Origin of the sequence: Paenibacillus sp. KN14-4R, from assembly GCF_052180255.1 — a bacterium.
Classification (GTDB): domain Bacteria; phylum Bacillota; class Bacilli; order Paenibacillales; family NBRC-103111; genus Paenibacillus_AM.
On record NZ_CP197466.1, the window covers coordinates 1,258,136 to 1,278,653 of the forward strand.

Below are 20,518 nucleotides of genomic sequence, written 5' to 3' on the forward strand. Positions count from 1 at the left end.
TCGTATATCAATCACTTCGGACGAGAGTTTGTGTAAAATTCCGTCCGAAGTGATTTTTTTGTTATAATGAAGGGAAGGAGATGAACGGGAATGGATTTATTTACGTATGCCGCTGAAGCGGAAGGCAATCGTTCAAAGCTGCTTGCGGATCGGATGCGACCGCAAACACTGGAAGAATATATTGGACAAGAACACATTGTAGGGGCTGGTAAACTACTGCGTCGTGCAATTGAGGCGGATCAAATTAGTTCTATATTGTTATATGGGCCACCGGGATCAGGGAAGACGACGCTCGCGCATATCATATCAAATCGTACAAAGGGCGAGTTCGTAAAGTTGAATGCAGTTGATGCCAGTGTGAAAGACGTGCGAGAAGTGATCGATCAGGCAAAGACGACGAAAGCGATGTATGGTCGTAAAACGATTCTGTTCTTAGATGAGGTACATCGATTTAATACATCCCGGCAGGATGCGCTGCTGCCAGCGGTAGAAGAAGGCACCATTATTTTCATCGGTGCCACGACAGAGAACCCGTTCCGCTACGTGAACGGGGCCTTGCTCTCCCGCTCGACGCTGTATCAGCTCGAGCCATTAACCCCTGCGCATGCGCTTATCGCCATGCGCCGCGCCCTCACCGACGAGTCCCGTGGCCTCGGTGGAATCAAGCTTAGCGCGGATGAAGATGCGCTTGTGCATATCGCGCAAATGGCGAATGGGGACATTCGCCGTGCGCTCCAAGCGCTTGAGCTGGCCGCGCTGTCAACACCACCCGATGCGGACGGAACGATCCGCATCAACCTTGAGACGGCGGAAGAGTCGATCCGCCGTCCCCTCGTCAAAGCGGACGAATCGACGCAATACGACGTCTTGTCCGCTTTTCACAAGAGCGTGCGCGGCTCTTCGAGTGCCGCTTTGTTCTGGTTTCTCTACGCAGTTGAGAAACTGGGTATGGACCCGAAGGTTTTCCTTCGCAGATTAATCGTCGCATGCTCGGAAGATATTGGCTTAGCCAATCCGCAAGCGATGCCACAGGCAGTAGCTGCATTAGAAGCTTTTCAACAAATTGGCTGGCCGGAGTCGAAGTATGTCATTTCCCAGGCAATCTTGTTTGCTGTTGAAAGTCCGAAGTCGAATGCTGTTCCTGTGGCAATTGGCAAAGCGATGGGGCTCATGGAGCGTATCCGCTCAGCTGAGGTGCCGATGCATTTACGTGATACGCACTATTCAGGTGCAGAGCAGCTAGGGCATAAAGGGTACATGTATCCACACAATTATCCGAATCACTATGTGGAACAGCAGTATTTGCCAGCACCCATTAAAGATGAAATTATTTATGAAGCTACCGATCAAGGGATGGAAGCCAAAATCCAGATCAACCAGCAAAAACGCAGAAATTCAAGACTCAAGTAACCGGCTATTTTCGGAAAAGCAAATGGATAAAACGTCAAATTTGCAGATTTTTCTTGTTGAGAGGCTTTAAATCCTCGCATATGCACTATAAATCTTATTAATAAGGGCAGTTGCCGCGTTTTGAGTCAATCTATGCCGTTTGACGGTAGAGTTTGAAACTAGATATAATTAAGACAGTATACCTAATTTATCGTCCAGTACGCATGAGAGGAGTGAGACACCGATGGGGAGTTGACGGTTGTAAGAGCAGTGTCGTTTAGCGGAAAGTTTGACGCAACATAATTTATTTATAATCCAAAGGAGGTGTACCTATCCTGCTTATGTATAGAGGATAGGAAATAATTTGACAGACCCTTTACCGAGTATATTAAACTTAGTGTTAGTGATGTTTCTGGTATTATTGAACGGATTTTTTGTAGCAGCTGAATTTGCAATGGTGAAAGTAAGAGGCAGCCGAATCGATACACTTGTTGATGAAGGGAATAAAAGGGCCTCGTTCGCTCAAAACGTTGTGAACAATTTAGATGCTTACTTATCTGCTTGCCAGTTAGGAATTACGCTAGCATCATTAGGACTAGGTTGGCTGGGTGAACCTGCAATTGCCAATTTGATTCGACCCTTGTTTGGATCAATCGGCATTACGAATGATGTAATCATTCATACAGTATCAGTTATTATTGCATTTGTTATCATTACGATTTTACACATTGTATTAGGTGAGCTGGCACCGAAGACGCTTGCGATTCGCAAAGCGGAGAGTGTTACATTATGGACTGCTGCTCCGATGATGTTTTTCCATAAGCTGATGTACCCTTTCATCTATGTATTGAACAGAATGGCGAATGCATTGCTGCGAGTAATAGGTATTGAGCCGGCTAGTGAGCATGATTCAGCACATACGGAAGAAGAAATTCGGATCTTAATGAAAGAAAGTAATAAAAGCGGGTTAATTAACAATACAGAGCTTGCTCTTGTTGATAATATCTTTGAATTCGCGGAAACGACAGCTAGGGAGATTATGATTCCCCGAACTGAAATGATTTGTCTATATACGAATTTGTCATTTGAAGAGAATAAACAAATCGCCCTGCAGGAAATGCGCACGAGGTATCCGATCTGTGAGAAAGATAAGGATAACATTGTAGGTTTTATTCACATCAAAGACTTACTTAAATTCCAAGAGGTAAAAGACTATCGTTCAATTATTAGACCGATTACTTCGATTCCAGAATCGATGCAAATCAGTAATTTGCTGAAATTGATGCAAAAGAAGAAGACGCAAATTGCGATTTTGATCGATGAGTATGGCGGTACTTCAGGTCTCGTCACACTTGAGGATATTATGGAAGAAATCGTTGGTGAGATTCAAGATGAATTTGATGAAGAGCGTCCAACAATCGAGAAGAAAGAGGACTCCTCGTATTCACTTGATGGTCTAATGCTAATTGATGAAGTTAACGATTATTTTGGGTTTGAGATGGAATCAGAAGATTATGATACCATTGGAGGATGGCTGTATTCACAGATTGAAATCCCTCCAAAAAAAGGTCAATCAATCACATATAACGATCATGTACTCATTGTGGATGAAACGGATCATTTACGGATCTCCAGAATTATTGTACGTAAAAGAGAACTGACACAAGAAGATACAATTGAAGCCGTATCGTAAGCATAAATCCAGAGAAGGTATCCGAACCAGGATGCCTTCTCTTTTTCAAATAAGATGAAGTTGACAGCGAAAAATATTTGAGTTATTATTATCTTAAATTAAAGATATTATTCAGGAAGGGGCGAAAGTGGATGATTGAAAAGAAGAAAGATCAATCACTTGACCTGTTTATCGTATTATCACGTGCTTATAATTCAGTCAGCGCCCATGCAATTCGCGATATTCGGGAATGTGGACTCAATGGAACTGAATTCGGCGTTCTTGAATTATTGTGGCACAAGGGTGGGCTTCCTTTGCAGCAAATTGGTGAGAAGGTATTGATGTCAAGTGGTAATATCACTTATGTTGTCGATAAGCTTGAAAATAAAGGTTTACTCGTACGTAAGCCATGTCCAACAGATCGCCGTGTCACTTACGCAGAAATTTCTGAACAAGGAAGTGAGCTGCTCGCTCGGGTTTTCCCAAAGCATGAAGAAGCGATTCGATTAGCAACATCAGGCTTAGATGCAGAGGAGAAGCAGCAGGCGATTCAATTGTTAAAAAAGTTAGGGCTGGCTGCACAGAAGGCATTTTAGCCTTTTGCTTTTGTCATAAATCTTAAATTTAAGATATTGGCGAATAAAGTTATTTTATTAAAAAGTGAAGGAGTGAAAATTATGACATTACACATTTATGGGTTGGATCAGCAAGCAGTTGGCGCATTTGATGAAGGAAGAATTACGGAACAGAAACCAATCGGATTTCCAGGTGAAGATTCTGCGGTTAAAGGTGTGGGACCCTTATTTTACTGGGCATGGGCTGAGGCGCATGAAGATAGTATCATTGGACTTCATCCCCATCGCGGATTTGAAATAATGACATATGTAATAAATGGAAAAGTAGGACATCGTGATACATTAGGTACTCGCAGTTTTGTGGGTGATGGTGGTGTGCAAGTCATGCAGACAGGTTCGGGTGTATCGCATGAGGAGCATTTTGCAAAAGGAACACAGGGGATGCAAATCTGGTTCGAGCCTTTTCTAAAGGATGCATTGAAACGGATGCCAACCTATGCACAGTTTGAACATGAGCAGTTTTCGATGATGGAACAAGAAGGGGTACGGATTAAATCAGTCATCGGGGAAGGTTCTCCAATTGAGCTCGCTGCTGAAGTTCAAATGTGGGATGTGGAAGTTGCTACTGGTGCTGCATATACACAATCTGTGCCAGCAGGCTATTCATTAACGCTATTGCAAATTGGTGGTCAAGGAGATTGGTCAACATCTCAAGGTGAAGCCGCAGCAACACTTCAAGGAAAAGACTTTGCTGTTTATAACGCGGAGAAAAATTCGACAATTCAATTAGAGGCAACTGGAGATACATCCATGCGTGCGCTCATTATTCAAATTCCGACTGAAGTGAACTATCCGCTTTTAAGACAAAAATAATTTATTTATGCGAACAGGAGTGTATGAAATCATGACAAATATATTAATTCCTTATTACAGTGCTTACGGACATATTTACAGCATGGCGAAAGCTGTTGCTGAAGGAGCAAGCCAATTAGAAGGTGTCAATGTAAGAATGGTACGTATTCCTGAATTTGATTTTTTAAAAGAGAAAATGCAGAGCCAGCCCTTCTATGTGCAAGCGCAGGAAGTGCAAAAAGATATTCCAGAAGCAACACATGCTGATCTTTCATGGGCGGATGGGATTGTATGGGGAATTCCTTCGCGTTATGGCTCAATGCCTGCACAAGTGAAGCAATTTCTCGATTCAGCAAGTTGGTTGTGGATGAAAGGAGAGCTCGAAGGTAAGGCGACTGCTGTATTTACCAGTTCGGGATCCATTCATGGCGGGCAAGAAGCAACGATATTAACTTCCTTGGTCCCGTTGCTTCATTTTGGTCTAGTATTTGTCGGGTTACCATATGCGGAGAATCCAGAGCAATTAACTGCCGATGGGATTGGTGGTTCACCATATGGGGCATCAACAGTGGCAGGACCTGATGGGACAAAAACACCTGATCCGCGGGAACTTGTGATGGCTGCAAGACTTGGAGCACGAGTAGCGAAAGTGTCAAAGGCACTTCAGACGTTAAAATAAACAAAGCCAAAGCACCACGCATGCAGTGGTGCTTTGGCTTTTTGTTCAATTGGTTCTTACTTATCTGCTCGATAAGTTATTTTATTGTTTCACGATGTCGATAATACCGCCACCGAGGCAGATCTCACCGTCATAGAATACAACGGATTGTCCCGGAGTGATTGCTTTTTGCGGTTGATCGAACACGACTTCGCAAGTGTTGTCATCCAAGAATTTCATCGTTACACCTTGATCTGCCTGACGATAGCGGAATTTCGCTGTGCATTTATATTCACCTTGCGGTTTCACTGGGGAAATCCAGTTCACTTGTACGGCAGATAGACTGGTGGAATACAGATGCGGGTCTTTATCACCTTGAACAACGTACAAAATATTGCGATCCAGATCTTTACCAGCTACAAACCAAGGTTCGCCGTTACCAGCTCCACCAATACCAAGCCCTTGACGTTGGCCGAGCGTGTAGTACATGAGTCCATCGTGACGTCCCTTCACTTCACCGTCATAGGTGCGGATGTCACCTTGCTGGGCAGGTAGGTAGGAACTTAGGAACTCTTTAAAGTTACGTTCTCCAATGAAGCATACGCCTGTTGAATCTTTTTTCTTCGCAGTTGCAAGACCGGCAGCGGCAGCAATTTCCCGTACTTGAGGTTTCGGCATATGTCCAATCGGGAACATGGCTTTGGATAATTGATATTGATTTAGTGCATGTAAGAAATACGTTTGATCTTTATTGGAATCATTCCCACGCAGTAGAACGAATTCGCCATCACGCTCTTCGACCTGTGCATAATGACCCGTTGCGATGAATTCAGCACCAAGGGCAAGTCCCTTTTGCAAAAATTCACCGAATTTAATCTCGCGATTGCACAAAACATCTGGATTAGGAGTTCGTCCTGCGCGGTATTCATCTAAGAAGTAAGCGAATACTTTATCCATGTATTGCTTTTCAAAATTTACCGTATAAAAAGGGATTCCGATCTGATCACATACACGGCGAACATCTTCTGCGTCTTCTTCCGCTGTGCAGTGTCCAAATTCATCCGTATCATCCCAATTTTTCATAAAAACGCCAATGACGTCATAGCCTTGCTCTTTTAGTAGCAGTGCAGCCACAGAGGAGTCGACCCCTCCAGACATGCCTAACACGACACGCGCTTTATCACTCATGGTTTGAACCTCACTTTCAATCGTCTGTCCAGACTATTATAACGTTTTTGGACCGAATTATAAAATATGTCATCGATATGTAACTTTTTTTCTTATATAATTGTTATAATTATGTTAACATGTATTCTGATAAACTCTCTAAAAAAATTGGTTTACATGATAGACAAATAGGTAAACCTTGAAATGTAAGATGAAAGATAGTCAAATGAGGTGCTTTGTTTGAAAATTTCCACAAAAGGTCGCTACGGCTTAACGATTATGATGGAGCTTGGTACACGGATGGGTGAAGGTCCTACCTCACTTAAAAGTATTGCTGAGAAACATCAATTATCCGAACACTATTTAGAACAACTGGTTGCTCCACTTCGAAATGCTGGGCTTGTGAAAAGCATTCGCGGAGCCTATGGCGGATATATACTTTCTAAAAATCCCGAAGAAGTGACTGCGGGAGAAGTAATTCGAGTATTGGAGGGTCCGATTTCTCCGGTGGATTTCACGGAAGAAGATGATCCAGCCAAACGTGATCTATGGATCCGTATTCGTGATTCGATTGCAGAGGTTTTGGATTCCACGACCTTGGCTAATCTTATTTATTTTAAAGACGAAGGCAAACAAGATAACTATATGTTTTATATTTAGTAGGTGATTGACTATGAAATCGATCTATTTAGATTATGCGGCTACGTCACCTCTTCATCCTGACGTACTAGAAGCAATGCTTCCATACTATTTGGAAGCATTCGGCAATCCTTCCTCCCTTCATGCCTATGGACGTGAGGCACGCAATGCACTTAACCGTTCGCGGGACGCCATTGCGATGCACTTAGGCTGTCATTCATCAGAGATCATATTTACGAGCGGTGGTACAGAAAGTAGCAACTTGGCCCTGTTCGGTATGATGCAGACACTAGGTAGTGAAAAGAAGCACATAATCACGTCGCAAATTGAACATCACTGTGTTCTTCATCCTTGTAACGAGCTAGAAAAGATGGGTTATGAAGTTACATACGTAAGCGTTGATTCAACTGGACTTGTGTCAGTCGAGGAAATTGCAAATGCAATTCGACCAGACACGGCCCTGATCTCCGTTATGTATGGTAATAATGAAGTCGGCACGGTTCAACCTATCGAGCAAATCGGTGAGCTCGCTCGTAAGCACCAAGTGATCTTTCATGTGGATGGCGTTCAAGCGCTAGGCAAAATTCCACTTCATCTGGCAAGCTTACCCGTTGATTTAATGAGCTTTTCTGCTCACAAAATTAATGGTCCAAAAGGGGTAGGCGCATTGTATGTTGCGAAACATGTCCCTTTAAAAGCGTATCAGCACGGTGGCGGTCAAGAACGTAAACGACGCAGTGGTACAGAAAATGTGGCAGGAATTGTTGGATTTGCTAAGGCGATAAAGTTAGCTACAGAAGAGTTAACATCTCGAGTAGCACACGCCGAGCAATTACGACAAGCGATGATTAATAAGCTAGAAGCCGAGCTTGGACCTGTCGGTGACAACTGGGTAATTAATGGGCATCTAACTGAGCGATTACCGCATATTCTTAACATCAGTTTCGTTGGACTTGATACAGAGACATTGTTGATGAATTTGGACCTTGATGGAGTAGCTGCTGCAAGTGGGTCGGCTTGTACTTCCGGTTCCTTAGAAATATCCCATGTTCTTAAAGCGATGCATTTACCAGAAAATGTTACATTGTCTGCGGTGCGATTTAGCGTAGGAATTGGGAATTCTATGGAGGAAATTGAAACGGCTGCCCAGAAAATTGCAACCATCGTGAAACGTACACGTATATAGAGGGATACGAAACGATTTTGATTGACTAATTAAGGGCGCCGAAATCCGAAAACATCGGATGGAGGTAGAAGAACTTGCGAAAAGCACGGAATATTGTCGGGCTTCCGATTTTCTGTTTACAAACTGGAAAAAAGGTTGGCAATGTGAACGATTTACTTATTAGTCAAGAGTGGCAAGTTCATGGAATTTGTCTTCGTCAAAAAAATTGGTTTACGACCCCACAATATATGAAATGGGAAAGTCTCTCCTCATGCGGTGATGATGCGTTGACGGTAGAGGAAAACAACTTATTAACCGAATGGGATGCAGAAAGCATTACATTGCTGGATGGTAAGCGAAAAGTAAAGGGTCTTCCGGTCGTTACGACTAATGGTATCCAACTCGGATATGTTGAGGACGTTTATTTAGAGGAACAATTGGGAAATAAAATAATAGGGTTTGAATTATCCGAAGGATTCATTTCCGATTTAATAGAAGGTCGCAAGTGGCTTCCTTATGAGGAACCAGTGATACAAGGTGAAGATGCACTCATCGTTCCTGTTCACTGTCAAGATCAATTAAAGGATTTCATTGTAGACAAAGAGGAATAGGGTGAGATTATGATGCGTTGTCCAAATTGTAATTCAAAAGATATAGGGAAAATCGGCTCCCATCAATTTTATTGCTGGGGCTGCTTCATTGAGCTTAGTGTTCATGGCGAGAAAATGTCTGTCTATCAGGTGGAAGAAGACGGGACTCTAAGTTCACTTGATGACTTGTTTTTTGAAGAAGAAATGCAAGATATGCCGCAAGTACACGCCAACTAACCATAACGGGTGCTTGGGCTGCCCGACTTTATATGCGTCGAATTTAGCTGTACCTTCCCATCAATGGGGGAGTGTACTGCTTAGATTCGGCGCTTTTTCTCGTTTGGACAGGGATTATTTTTTAGAGGTTGTACATATACTTTCTGTAATACGTTGCTAAGAAAGTTTTCATGTACAAGGAGGTGGTACGAATGGAGCGATTTTGGAGAAGTCCATGGTTTGTAGGCTTAGTGTTCGCGCTGCTCGGGTTACTTACCTTGTTTATGATGTTACAAATCAAGCCTCTTTTGATGGGTATCTTTCAATTTTTAGAGGCGGTGCTGGCACCGTTCTTTGTGGCGATGATCATCTCGTATGTATTAAATCCAATAGTAAATATGTTGAATCAACGTCGAGTACCGCGGACAATCGCGATTCTTTTGATATATGCGCTATTTTTCACCTTACTGACCGTTATCTTTATGAATCTGATACCGGTTTTTATTAAGCAGCTGGATGAGTTAAATGAGCATTTACCTGAACTAACGACGCGTGTGCGAATTTTTATGGATGGGTTTAATCAAAATAAATTTTTGCCAGACTCGATTCGGATGGGGTTTAACAATTCACTGTTGAAAATGAATGAGGTCGTCTCGCAATCGATTACGAGCTATATCAATGGGATCGGTAGTACGCTTAATACATTATTCGTAGCCTTTATCGTACCGTTCTTGGCCTTCTATATTCTCAAAGATTTTCAAATCATTGAACGGACTGCTCTTGCGATCGTACCGCGATCCCATCGCAAAGAAGTGGTGTCATTGCTTATTGATATCGACACAGCGCTTGGCAGCTATATCCGTGGTCAGCTCCTGGTCTGTTTAATAATTGGCGTTTTTGCATATATGGGCTATTGGACGATTGGGATGCCTTATCCGCTGCTGCTCGCATTTATTGTCGCCGTATTTAATATTGTTCCGTATCTTGGACCGTTCTTAGGAGCTGCACCCGCAATTCTTATGGCTTCAACGATTTCTTTCAAATTAGTGACGCTCGTCATAATCGTGAACACGATCATTCAGATTTTAGAGGGAAATGTGATATCACCGCAGGTGGTCGGACGTACCTTACATATGCATCCACTGACGATTATTATGGTTCTGCTCGTAGGTGGAGAAGTGGCGGGAATGATGGGACTTATTCTTGCAGTGCCATTCTTTGCTGTATTAAAAGTTATTGTCCAGCATGTGTTCAAATACTATGTACATCGAAAAACAAAGAAAGTGTAAGGGGTTAGAGTTGACATGCTTTTACCGTCTAGATATAATTTTCCTTATATAAAATGTTGATGAAAACATAGTCGATTATAGACCACGGTACAGAGAAAAGGTTACGGATTCGAAAGTTTATCTGAAGCTCATCAGATGGAAGACGAAGCTGGGTGTAAGAACCTTACGTGAAGAATAATCAACTGCTAATTTCGGAGTGCAGATGAACTCTGCCGGTTGGACCCGTTATTCGTCCGCACAAGGAGATTGCTTAATCGATAGGTAAGTAAACGATTGCAATAACCAGGGTGGTACCGCGAATATGAATTCGTCCCTGTTTGTAGGGGCGATTTTTTGTTTTTTTCCATAAAAAAAGATTGTTTAAGGGGGCTTCTTCCAATGAAATCAAGTGAAATTCGTTCGAAATGGTTGCAGTTTTTTGAAGAAAAAGGTCATAAAGTAGAGCCGAGTGCACCGCTTGTACCGCATAATGATCCATCTTTGTTATGGATTAACGCAGGTATGGCGCCGCTCAAGCCATATTTTGACGGAAGAGAAATTCCTGAGAATCCCCGCATTGTAAATGCACAAAAATGTATTCGTACGAACGATATTGAAAATGTCGGTAAAACACGCCGTCATCATACATTCTTCGAAATGTTGGGTAACTTCTCGATTGGTGATTATTTTAAAGAAGAAGCAATTACTTGGGCTTGGGAATTCTTGAGCGATCCGAAGTGGATCGGCTTTGACCCAGAACGTATTTCCGTAACCGTATATGAAGAGGACCAAGAAGCATTCGATTTGTGGAATAAGAAAATTGGTCTGCCTGAAGAGCGTATCTACAAGCTAGGTAAAGATAACTTCTGGGACATTGGTGAAGGACCATGTGGTCCGTGTACCGAAATTTTCTACGACCGTGGAGATAAGTACGGCGATTTAAGCGATCCTGAATGCTGGCCAGGTGGTGAGAATGAACGTTTCCTAGAAGTATGGAACAATGTATTCTCCCAATTCAACCATAACAAAGATGGCTCTTATACGCCGCTTCCGAAGAAGAACATTGATACAGGTGCAGGACTTGAGCGCTTTGCTTCCATTTTACAAGACGTAGATTCGAACTTTGATACAGATTTGTTCATGCCTTACATCGAGAAAACGTGTGAAATGGCTAAAGTTGAATACCACGTGAATGCGGAACATGACGTTGCACTTAAAGTGATTGCCGACCATATCCGTACAGTTGTGTTCGCGGTTGGAGATGGCGTACTTCCATCGAACGAAGGCCGTGGTTACATTATCCGTCGCTTGCTGCGCCGTGCAGTACGTTATGGAAAAGTACTCGGTATGGACAAGCCGTTCTTGCACACGTTAACGCCTGTTGTATGTGAAGTGATGGGCTCCCATTACACGGCAATTGTTGAAAAACGTGAGTTTATTGAGAAAATCATTCGTTTGGAAGAAGAACGTTTCCACGAGACATTGTCTGATGGATTGAACATTCTGGCTGAAATGGTTGAAAAAGCACACGAGAACGGTTCCTCTGAAATCTCAGGAGCTGATGCATTCAAATTGTATGATACGTATGGTTTCCCGTTTGACTTAACGGAAGATTTTGCTGCTGAAAAAGGAATGAAAGTCGATCAAGCAGGTTTTGATGTTGCGATGCAGGAACAGCGTGATCGCGCGCGTGCTGCTCGTCAAGATTCTGATTCCATGAAAGTCCAAGGCGGCCCATTAAGCCAATTAACGGATAAAAGCGAATTTGTTGGTTATAATGAAATGGGAGTATCTGCTAAAGTAATTGCCATCGTACACGAGCAGCAATTCGTTGAATTCGTAGGGGTTGGTGAGACTTGTCAAGTGATCTTAGATCGCACACCTTTCTATGCAGAAAGCGGTGGTCAGGTCAGCGATACAGGTACAATGAAGAATGATCAAGTGACACTCGTCGTTGAAGAAGTAGGCAAAGCACCACACGGTCAATTCGTGCATACGGTTCACGTAGAATCAGGTGTATTGCGTAAAGGCGATGAGGTGTTAGCTGAAATTGCACAAGAAAATCGCGAAGATATTATCAAGAACCATACTGCGACACACTTGCTGCATAAAGCGCTCAAAGAAGTGCTAGGAACACATGTAAATCAAGCAGGTTCCTTAGTGGAAGCTGAACGTTTGCGGTTTGACTTCTCTCACTTTGGTTCGATTACTGCCGAAGAATTGCAAGAAATTGAGCTTCGTGTCAACAAACAAATTTGGTTGAACACACCTGTATCCATTACGACTAAAGCGATTGACGAAGCGAAGGCAATGGGTGCAATGGCTCTATTCGGCGAGAAGTATGGCGATGTTGTTCGTGTTGTACAAATCGGCGATTATAGCTTAGAGCTGTGCGGAGGCTGTCACGTAGCGACAACAGGACAAATTGGTATTTTCAAAATTGCATCTGAATCCGGTATCGGCTCCGGCGTACGTCGTATTGAAGCTGTGACAGGTCGTGCTGCTTATGAATATATGGATGGGCAGCTTAACCTCTTAAAGGATGCTGCAGAATTGTTAAAATCGAACATTAACGATGTGCCGAAGCGTGTAGAACTTACCCTTGTGAACATTAAAGAAATGCAACGTGAGATCGATTCTTTACGTAGTAAATTAAGTCATATTGAAGCAGGATCACTTAGCGATCAAGTGAAACAAATTGGTGACGTGCAAGTTCTTGCGGCAGCAGTTAATGCACAGGATATGGATTCTCTTCGCAATATTGTGGATGAGATGAAGAATAAATTAGGATCTGCTGTAATCGTATTAGGTGCCGCTTCAGGTGATAAGGTAAACCTTGTAACAGCAGTTACACAGGACTTGATTGCAAAAGGCTTCCATGCAGGAAAGATCATTAAAGAAGTCGCTTCGAAATGCGGCGGTTCTGGCGGTGGTCGTCCGGATATGGCGCAAGCAGGAGGTAAAGAACCTGCGAAGCTAGAAGAAGCTCTGCAGTCCGTAGAAGCGCTAGTTTCAACGATTTTGACGTAATATTTTCAAATGTGACCGTATATTTGCTATCTTGTAACGGCGTTTTGTGAGATAATAAGTAAGAGTTTTGTAGATCGGAATGGAGGTGTATACGGTGAATTCGATGGATAAAACAATGAAATTCAGCATGAAAGCTGAAGAAATCGATGTTACGCCCAAAGAGGTTCTTCTTACCGTTTATAATGCGCTGCAGGAGAAGGGATATAATCCAATTAATCAGATTGTAGGGTACCTTCTATCTGGAGACCCGGCTTACATTCCGCGTCATAACAACGCGCGCAGCCTCATCCGTAAGAGAGAACGCGACGAGTTAGTTGAAGAACTGGTTCGCTCGTATCTTAGTCAGCATAAATGAAGGACTGATATGTAGTGATTAGACTCATGGGATTAGACTACGGGGACAGAACGATTGGCGTGGCGCTCAGTGACTTACTCGGCTTTACAGCACAAGGATTAGAAGTGATCCGTCGTAAAAGTGTGGAAAGTGATTGGGAGAGATTAAGTCAGATTATTCGGGAGTACGAAGTTCAAGAGATTGTAGTTGGATTACCGAAAAATATGAATGCTACCATTGGTCCACGTGGTGAGCTTTGCATGGCATTTGCTAAAGAATTACAAGAAAAATTTCAATTACCCGTACATCTTTGGGATGAGAGATTGACTACTGTATCGGCGACTCGGACTCTGCTTGAGGCAGATGTTTCTCGTAAAAAGCGTAAAGCTGTTGTCGATAAAATGGCTGCCGCTCTTATCCTCCAGGGATATATGGATTCTAAGATGAAGAGGTGAGGGAAATTATGGCTAACAATGAACCTAACAACATGGAAGAACCTGAAATCATTTACATTCCCGATGATGAAGGAAATGAGGAAGAATTTGAAGTTATCATGAAGTTTGATGTGGATGGTTCTGATAAAAAATATATGATGGTTGTCCCTGTAGATGGGGATGAAGAAACAGATGAAGTCTATGCATTCCGTTATGAAGAAGACGAGAATGGTGATGACTTGAAGTTATATACCATTGAGAATGAAGAAGAGTGGGAGATTGTAGAAGAAACTTTTGCAACTCTTGTCGCTGAGATGGAGGAAGACAATTAATGAGTTTCATCCAGACGAATGTATTACAAGGTGTTTATGGTGACGAGATCATTCTTGTCGATGAGCAAGAAGAATCCACTGTCTTCAAGATTATGGCTGAGTTCGATTATGAAGGTTCCAAATATGCGGTGCTTCAATCCGATGAGCATAAAAAGGAAGAAGAAGTCGTTATTTATCGCATAACATCTTCTACTGAAGGGCAATATGAGCTTGAAACGATTGAAGACGACGATGAGTGGGAAGCTGTATCTGAAGTGTATGACGAAATTGCTTACCCAATTGAAATCGACCAGTAAGATTGATGAGGAGCGGAGTCCATTCCGCTCTTTTTATGTGATATGACAAGTTAAGATGGAGGATCAATATCAATTATGGAACAATGGAACGAACCGGCAAAAAAGAAGCCTAAACGCACCGCGGTCCGTGTGTTGCTCGTAATCGTGATTCTTCTGCTGTTAGTAGGGGCAGGTTCATTCATCTATGTTTATCAACAGTTAAAGCCAACTCCTGCAGGGGATAAGGAAGTACGAGTGAAAATCGAACAGGGAATGGGGACGCGTAAAATTTCGAGTCTCCTTGAAGAAAAAGGACTTATTCGTAATGCTGCTGTATTTATGGGTTACTTGAAGTGGAACAATCAAGGGTCGCTTTTTAAAGCAGGTGAATACGCGATGACTCCAGGTGTTACATTTGACCAAATCATTGATCAATTAAATAAAGGCTTGATTGTGAAAGAAGAAATGGTTCGATTGACAATTCCTGAGGGCTACACGATTCAGCAAATTTTTGATAAGCTTAAAGGATTGACTGAATTTAATGCCGATGTATTTTTAAAGCAAGTGGATCAGCCGACTGGTCTTACTTCTGAAGTTGCACTGCAAATTCCGAACAATGATAAACTGCGTCATCCATTAGAGGGATATCTTTTCCCAGAGACTTATGAGTTTAAGAAAGGGTCAACAGAGAAGGATATTATTGTACGGATGACGGAAGAGTTAGATAGCAAGCTTGAGCAGCTGCCGATTGGGTGGAAAGATCAGTTAACGAAGCACAATGTGACTTTTCATGAAATGCTGACGATCGCTTCATTAATTGAAAAAGAAGTCGCCGTAGATAAGGAACGTGGGCTTGTTGCGGGTGTCATCTATAATCGGTTAAACAAGAAAATGCCGCTGCAAATTGATGCGACGATTCAATATTTGTTCGACAAGCCAAAAGAACGCTTATTATTGAAGGATTTAAAGATTGAAAGTCCTTATAATACGTATTTGAATGCAGGGCTTCCACCTGGACCAATTGGCTCTCCGAGCTTGGATTCCATTCGTGCTGCGCTTTATCCAGAAGCGTCTAAGTACTTGTTCTATGTAACAAAGAAAGATGGTTCCAAAGAGCATTTGTTCGCGGAAACATTCGAAGAGCATCAGAAAAACAATGCAGAAAGCAAAAAATAAAGAAATGCAAGCAGGTATGCTTGTCGTTGGAAGTGAGGTACCTATGAAAAAACCAGAATTGCTCGTAAGTGCGGGCTCGTTAGAAGAAATGCGTCAATTGATCGAAGCAGGGGCAGATGCTGTGACGATGGGGGAGCATACATTTGGATTACGTCTTGCTGGAGATGTATCCGTAGCTGAGCTAAAAGAGGCAGCAGAGTGGGCACATGCGCGCGGAGCTAAGGTATATGTGTCTGTGAATCAAATCATGACTAATGAGCAAGTTGCGATTTTACCCGACTATCTTCGTGGACTTGATAATGCAGGCGTAGATGGTATTTTATTTGGTGATCCTGCCGTACTCATGGCTGTGAAAGAAACGGGTGTAAAGTTGAAGCTGCATTGGAACGCGGAAATGACTTCCACGAACTATATTACGGCGAACTATTGGGGAACAAAGGGTGCTTCCCGCGTATTCTTAGCACGTGAGCTTAACTTAGAAGAAGTGATTGATTTTAAACAACACTGCGATCTTGCGGTACAGGTTCAAGTACATGGAATTACAAACATTTATCATTCCAGACGTGAACTTGTGCGCAGCTACCTTGAGCATCAAGAAAAGGGCGATGCAGGAAGTCAAGATCGCTCAATCAAGCGTGGTTTGTATTTAATTGAACAAGAACGTCAAGATGAGCGTTACCCGATTTTTGAAGATACGACAGGCACTCATATTATGAGTTCTGACGATATTTGCATGCTGGAGAGTTTAGATGAAGTAATGGCAGGTAATATCGATGTGCTTTATATCGAAGGCTTGATGAAGTCGTTGGCTTATAACGTAGCAACAGTGAAAAGCTACCGTGCAGCCATTGAAGCTTATACAGCTGATCCTGAGAACTATACATTTAAGGAAGAATGGTTAGATTCGATTCGTGAGCTTCAAGATCCTGATCGTGAGTTATCTTTCGGATTCTTCTTCAAAGAGCAAGTATACTAGGTTGTAAATAAAGAGGTGAATGGAATGAATGTTGACGCAGTGGTTGAAGCTCGTGCACGCGGCAAACGGGTAAGATTGGATAAACCTGAATTGTTGGCACCAGCAGGAAACTTGGAAAAATTGAAATTTGCTGTACATTACGGCGCTGATGCGGTATATATCGGTGGACAGAAATACGGATTGCGCTCCAATGCGGATAATTTCTCCATCGAAGAAATGCGTGAAGGCGTGGAGTTTGCAGCTAAATACGGTGCGAAAGTATTTGTAGCGACGAATATTTTTGCGCATAACGAAGATATTGAAGGATTAGAAGCCTATTTGCGCGATATTGCAGGCGCTGGTGTTGCTGCAATTATCGTGGCCGATCCCCTTATTATTGAGACGTGTAAGCGTGTTGCACCAGGTATTGAGATTCACTTAAGTACACAGCAGTCGACTGTGAACTGGCTCGCGGTGAAGTACTGGAAAGAAGAAGGTATTGACCGTGTTGTGCTAGGCCGTGAAGCAAGTATGGAAGAGATTGATGAGATCAAGCGTAACGTGGAAGTTGAGATTGAGACTTTCGTACACGGCGCAATGTGTTCCTCCTGGTCGGGTCGATGCGTATTGTCCAATCACTTTACAGATCGTGATTCGAATCGTGGGGGTTGCTCACAATCATGCCGCTGGAAATACGATTTGTTTGCGACGGATCAGCCATTAGCCGATTCACCACTTGCAAGTGGTCTTCCTTTGTTTGCGCAAGAAGATGATTCTTTCACAATGGGTTCCAAAGACTTGTACATGATTGAGCATATTCCAGCGATGATTGAATCGGGTGTGGATTCTTTTAAAATTGAAGGTCGTATGAAGAGTATTCACTATGTAGCAACAGTTGTGAATGCTTACCGCCAAGCAATTGATGCTTATTTTGATAATCCAGAAGAATTTAAGCTTAAGCAGCAATGGCTGGAGGAAATCTACAAAGCCGCGAATCGTCCACTTAACACTGGATTTTTCTTTGATGTACCTGGTCGTGAAGATCACATCTATGAGCCAGAAGATAAAGCGATTGGTTATGACTTTACAGGTCTTGTGCTTGGGTATGATGAAGCGACTGGAATGGCTACGATTCAACAGCGTAATCATTTTAAAAAAGGTCAAGATGTTGAGTTCTTCGGGCCTAACGGTACTTACTTCAAACAAATGATTGAAACGATCTGGGATGAAGAAGGTAATGAGCTAGATGCAGCGAGACACCCTCTGCAAGTGATCAAAATTCATACGAATCAGCCTGTTAGTGAATTTGATATGATGCGGAAAAAAGTAGGGAAATAATGAAACTAGTCCTTTTGACTTCTTTTTAGGTCAAGAGGGCTATTTTTATTGTGTCGAATTCAGAAAGTTAATCTTTGAAAATTAAGTTTTTTTTACATAAATGCCGATACATACTATACAACAAAAAAAGTATACTTCATGGTGGTGATTGAGGAAGATGTCCAAATGGTTAGAAACTATTGTATCTCTAAGCAAGAAGGTAGGTAATCAAGTCCTTGGTTTAGTTGGCAAACTCAAACCTAAGACTAAAGCCTTAGCAAGTGGAAGTGAAAGACAATCCTCTAATAATGGGGTTCGGCTCGTTAATCCGCTGCGTTCAGTAGGACTTAAATTATTTGTTATCTTTTTTGTTTCTATTCTAGTATTTGTATTAACGGTTGGGATTTTATCTTATCAAATCTCAAAAAGTGTTATTCAGACGAAGGTGTCCAAAGTTTCTTCAGAAGCGATTGTGCTTGCGCAGCAGAAGTTAGATTATTTCTTTTCAACTTATGAGAAAATGTCCCTTCAGCTTATTTCAGATAATAACCTGAAATCTCAAATTGAAGCAGTTAAAAAGCAGAAAGAAGGCAGCTACGAATATTTACAAACAACTCGATCAATGAGTGATAAGCTGAATCAATTCATACTTACGGATACGAATGTGAAGTCGATTCAGCTGTATAGTATGGATGGCAAGCAGCTTAAGCTTTATGGGGATATGCCAAATGAAACAGATACCAGTGATAATGGTTGGTTCAAGAATGTTGTGGATCAGCAAGGTAAAACGGTATGGATTTCGAATGGTTCTAAATCTGTTTCCCAGAATAAAGATGAGGTGGCAATTGGCAGGGTCATTAATGATGTCAATTCTCTAGGTGGCTCGATTGGTGTCCTCGTGATTGAAATCTCACTGAATACGATTGCAAAAGATATCGATATGATTCATTTAGGCGATCAGGATGATATTGTAATAACAGATTCCAACAATATCCTTATTTATTCCGAACAAGCGGATAAAATCGGGAAAAAATCAGCTGTAGAATTGAATCAAAATGAACTACAAGTAGACAAAGGTTCCATGCAGCGTGATGACCAGCAAGTTGTATATGCACGATCTGCCGTTACGAATTGGTTCATAGTCGGTAGTGTTCCGATTCGAGAGTTAGTAAGAGACGCCGATCAGATTTTTAATGTAACGATCTATGCAGCTATCATTGCAGCTATCCTTGCTATTTTAATTGGTCTCTTCATCGTTCGCATGATTGGTAAACCTTTAAAAGCTTTAATGAATCTAATGCGTGAAGGTGCGAGTGGTAATCTGACAGTTCGTTCGAGATTCAAGTCTCAAGATGAGATCGGTCAATTGGGTCAGAGCTTTGACCTGATGATGCAAGAAATTACTAGCTTAGTGAAACAGACGAATCAATCGGCTCAAGAAGTTCTTGAGACTGCGGCTGAGCTTACACATGCTTCTAAGACGACAGCGACAGCAGCTAAGGAAATCGCTGTTGCAACGGATGAAATTTCTAATGGGGCAGCAGGGTTGGCTAATGAATCTGAAAAAGGATCCGAGTTAACCCATCATATTACAGAAAAGATGAAGAACGTTATTCATTCCAATTTGGAAATGGGTACTGCAGCAGGCGAAGTTCGTTCGTCAAGTGAGAAGGGTACTCAATATATGGGTGAGCTCATCTCCAAGACGAATATTACTGAAGAATTAGTACGTTCGATGGCTTTGAATGTGAATAAATTGAAAGACAGTACAAGCTCCATTCGTAAGATATTGGATTTACTCAATAACATGACGAAACAAACAAACATTTTGTCCCTCAATGCAACGATTGAAGCGGCAAGAGCAGGAGTTGCGGGTAAAGGATTCATGGTTGTTGCGGATGAGATTCGCAAACTCGCAGACCAATCCAAGCAATCCATTGAAGTTGTAGGCCAGATTACGGAGACGATTCAAGCTGGAATTGAAGAAACCGTTCATGTGCTTACAAATGCAAATCCAATATTCAATGAACAGATTGTTTCTGTAAAAGAAGCAAATACGATCTTTGATCAAGTTCACGAGCAGATGAGTGGCTTCATTGTTCAATTAAGTGAAGTGAGTGACTCGATCGTTGAATTGGATCAATCACAAAATGTATTAGCTGGAGCGATGACAAGTGTTAGTGCGGTTGCAGAAGAGTCTCTAGCTACTTCTGAAGAAGTTGCATCCCTATGCACCGAACAGTTATCAATCTCTGAGAACCTTGTGAAGTTATCGGATAAACTCGGGGATTTATCCAATTCCTTGAAGGAGAGTTTATCTCGATTCAAAATTTAAGATATTCAAACAAAAGTGGAAGACTCCTGACATAAGCAGGGTCTTCTTTTTTTGTTCGATAGGGATCGTTTCTCCTTAGGTTTGAGTGTGAATCGTAACGTCGATACTAGTAGTACTTGTAGTGGAAGGAGGTAATTAA

The 20,518-nt window shown here is 42.2% G+C and carries 20 protein-coding genes; 19 read left to right on the forward strand and 1 reads right to left on the reverse strand.

The window, feature by feature from the left end; all coding sequences use genetic code 11:
- The first annotated feature begins 90 nt into the window (after nucleotides 1-90).
- From ACSBOP_RS05975 to wrbA, 5 genes are all read left to right on the forward strand, one after another.
- A complete protein-coding gene (locus tag ACSBOP_RS05975; protein ID WP_442603524.1) occupies nucleotides 91-1,410 on the forward strand; it encodes a replication-associated recombination protein A in 1,320 nt (439 codons plus the stop codon).
- A 385-nt stretch (nucleotides 1,411-1,795) separates the two neighbouring features.
- Nucleotides 1,796-3,082, forward strand: coding sequence for a hemolysin family protein (locus tag ACSBOP_RS05980; protein WP_442604393.1), 1,287 nt, complete (start codon nucleotides 1,796-1,798; stop codon nucleotides 3,080-3,082).
- Between the two features lie 131 nt (nucleotides 3,083-3,213).
- A complete protein-coding gene (locus ACSBOP_RS05985) occupies nucleotides 3,214-3,657 on the forward strand; it encodes a MarR family winged helix-turn-helix transcriptional regulator (RefSeq protein WP_442603525.1) in 444 nt (147 codons plus the stop codon).
- Nucleotides 3,658-3,738: 81 nt separating this feature from the next.
- Nucleotides 3,739-4,509, forward strand: a complete 771-nt coding sequence (locus ACSBOP_RS05990; RefSeq protein WP_442603526.1) for a pirin family protein — start codon at nucleotides 3,739-3,741, stop codon at nucleotides 4,507-4,509.
- Nucleotides 4,510-4,540: 31 nt separating this feature from the next.
- Entirely contained in the window at nucleotides 4,541-5,167 is a 627-nt protein-coding gene (gene wrbA / locus ACSBOP_RS05995) for an NAD(P)H:quinone oxidoreductase (protein ID WP_442603527.1), read from the forward strand.
- Between the two features lie 81 nt (nucleotides 5,168-5,248).
- Here wrbA and mnmA read toward each other — a convergent pair whose 3' ends face one another.
- Nucleotides 5,249-6,334, reverse strand: a complete 1,086-nt coding sequence (gene mnmA / locus ACSBOP_RS06000) for a tRNA 2-thiouridine(34) synthase MnmA (protein WP_442603528.1) — start codon at nucleotides 6,332-6,334, stop codon at nucleotides 5,249-5,251.
- A 219-nt stretch (nucleotides 6,335-6,553) separates the two neighbouring features.
- Here mnmA and cymR point away from each other — a divergent pair, with 219 nt between their 5' ends.
- The 14 genes from cymR to ACSBOP_RS06070 all read left to right on the forward strand — a co-directional run bounded on the left by cymR (nucleotide 6,554) and on the right by ACSBOP_RS06070 (nucleotide 20,379).
- A complete protein-coding gene (cymR, locus tag ACSBOP_RS06005; RefSeq protein WP_442603529.1) occupies nucleotides 6,554-6,973 on the forward strand; it encodes a cysteine metabolism transcriptional regulator CymR in 420 nt (139 codons plus the stop codon).
- A 13-nt stretch (nucleotides 6,974-6,986) separates the two neighbouring features.
- Entirely contained in the window at nucleotides 6,987-8,138 is a 1,152-nt protein-coding gene (locus tag ACSBOP_RS06010) for a cysteine desulfurase family protein (protein WP_442603530.1), read from the forward strand.
- A gap of 74 nt (nucleotides 8,139-8,212) precedes the next feature.
- A complete protein-coding gene (locus ACSBOP_RS06015) occupies nucleotides 8,213-8,728 on the forward strand; it encodes a PRC-barrel domain-containing protein (RefSeq protein ID WP_442603531.1) in 516 nt (171 codons plus the stop codon).
- A gap of 9 nt (nucleotides 8,729-8,737) precedes the next feature.
- Nucleotides 8,738-8,944 (forward strand): hypothetical protein, encoded by a 207-nt coding sequence (locus ACSBOP_RS06020; RefSeq protein ID WP_258208258.1) that lies wholly within the window; start codon nucleotides 8,738-8,740, stop codon nucleotides 8,942-8,944.
- A 191-nt stretch (nucleotides 8,945-9,135) separates the two neighbouring features.
- Nucleotides 9,136-10,212, forward strand: coding sequence for an AI-2E family transporter (locus ACSBOP_RS06025; protein WP_442603532.1), 1,077 nt, complete (start codon nucleotides 9,136-9,138; stop codon nucleotides 10,210-10,212).
- A gap of 378 nt (nucleotides 10,213-10,590) precedes the next feature.
- Nucleotides 10,591-13,221, forward strand: coding sequence for an alanine--tRNA ligase (alaS, locus tag ACSBOP_RS06030; RefSeq protein ID WP_442603533.1), 2,631 nt, complete (start codon nucleotides 10,591-10,593; stop codon nucleotides 13,219-13,221).
- A 94-nt stretch (nucleotides 13,222-13,315) separates the two neighbouring features.
- Entirely contained in the window at nucleotides 13,316-13,576 is a 261-nt protein-coding gene (locus tag ACSBOP_RS06035) for an IreB family regulatory phosphoprotein (RefSeq protein ID WP_442603534.1), read from the forward strand.
- A 17-nt stretch (nucleotides 13,577-13,593) separates the two neighbouring features.
- The gene (gene ruvX / locus ACSBOP_RS06040; protein WP_442604394.1) at nucleotides 13,594-14,010 is read left to right on the forward strand and encodes a Holliday junction resolvase RuvX; all 417 of its coding nucleotides are present in this window, start codon (nucleotides 13,594-13,596) and stop codon (nucleotides 14,008-14,010) included.
- A gap of 8 nt (nucleotides 14,011-14,018) precedes the next feature.
- Nucleotides 14,019-14,321, forward strand: a complete 303-nt coding sequence (locus ACSBOP_RS06045; protein ID WP_442603535.1) for a DUF1292 domain-containing protein — start codon at nucleotides 14,019-14,021, stop codon at nucleotides 14,319-14,321.
- Nucleotides 14,321-14,617, forward strand: a complete 297-nt coding sequence (locus ACSBOP_RS06050; RefSeq protein ID WP_442603536.1) for a DUF1292 domain-containing protein — start codon at nucleotides 14,321-14,323, stop codon at nucleotides 14,615-14,617. The genes ACSBOP_RS06045 and ACSBOP_RS06050 overlap by 1 nt, the downstream gene beginning before the upstream one ends.
- A gap of 75 nt (nucleotides 14,618-14,692) precedes the next feature.
- Nucleotides 14,693-15,772, forward strand: coding sequence for an endolytic transglycosylase MltG (mltG, locus tag ACSBOP_RS06055; protein WP_442603537.1), 1,080 nt, complete (start codon nucleotides 14,693-14,695; stop codon nucleotides 15,770-15,772).
- 43 nt (nucleotides 15,773-15,815) lie between these two features.
- Nucleotides 15,816-16,748 (forward strand): peptidase U32 family protein, encoded by a 933-nt coding sequence (locus ACSBOP_RS06060; protein WP_442604395.1) that lies wholly within the window; start codon nucleotides 15,816-15,818, stop codon nucleotides 16,746-16,748.
- A 24-nt stretch (nucleotides 16,749-16,772) separates the two neighbouring features.
- Complete coding sequence (locus tag ACSBOP_RS06065; protein ID WP_442603538.1) at nucleotides 16,773-18,065, forward strand: peptidase U32 family protein; 1,293 nt, start codon at nucleotides 16,773-16,775, stop codon at nucleotides 18,063-18,065.
- A gap of 157 nt (nucleotides 18,066-18,222) precedes the next feature.
- Nucleotides 18,223-20,379: a methyl-accepting chemotaxis protein gene (locus tag ACSBOP_RS06070; RefSeq protein WP_442603539.1), complete on the forward strand. Its 2,157-nt coding sequence runs from the start codon at nucleotides 18,223-18,225 to the stop codon at nucleotides 20,377-20,379.
- The last annotated feature ends 139 nt before the right edge of the window (nucleotides 20,380-20,518 follow it).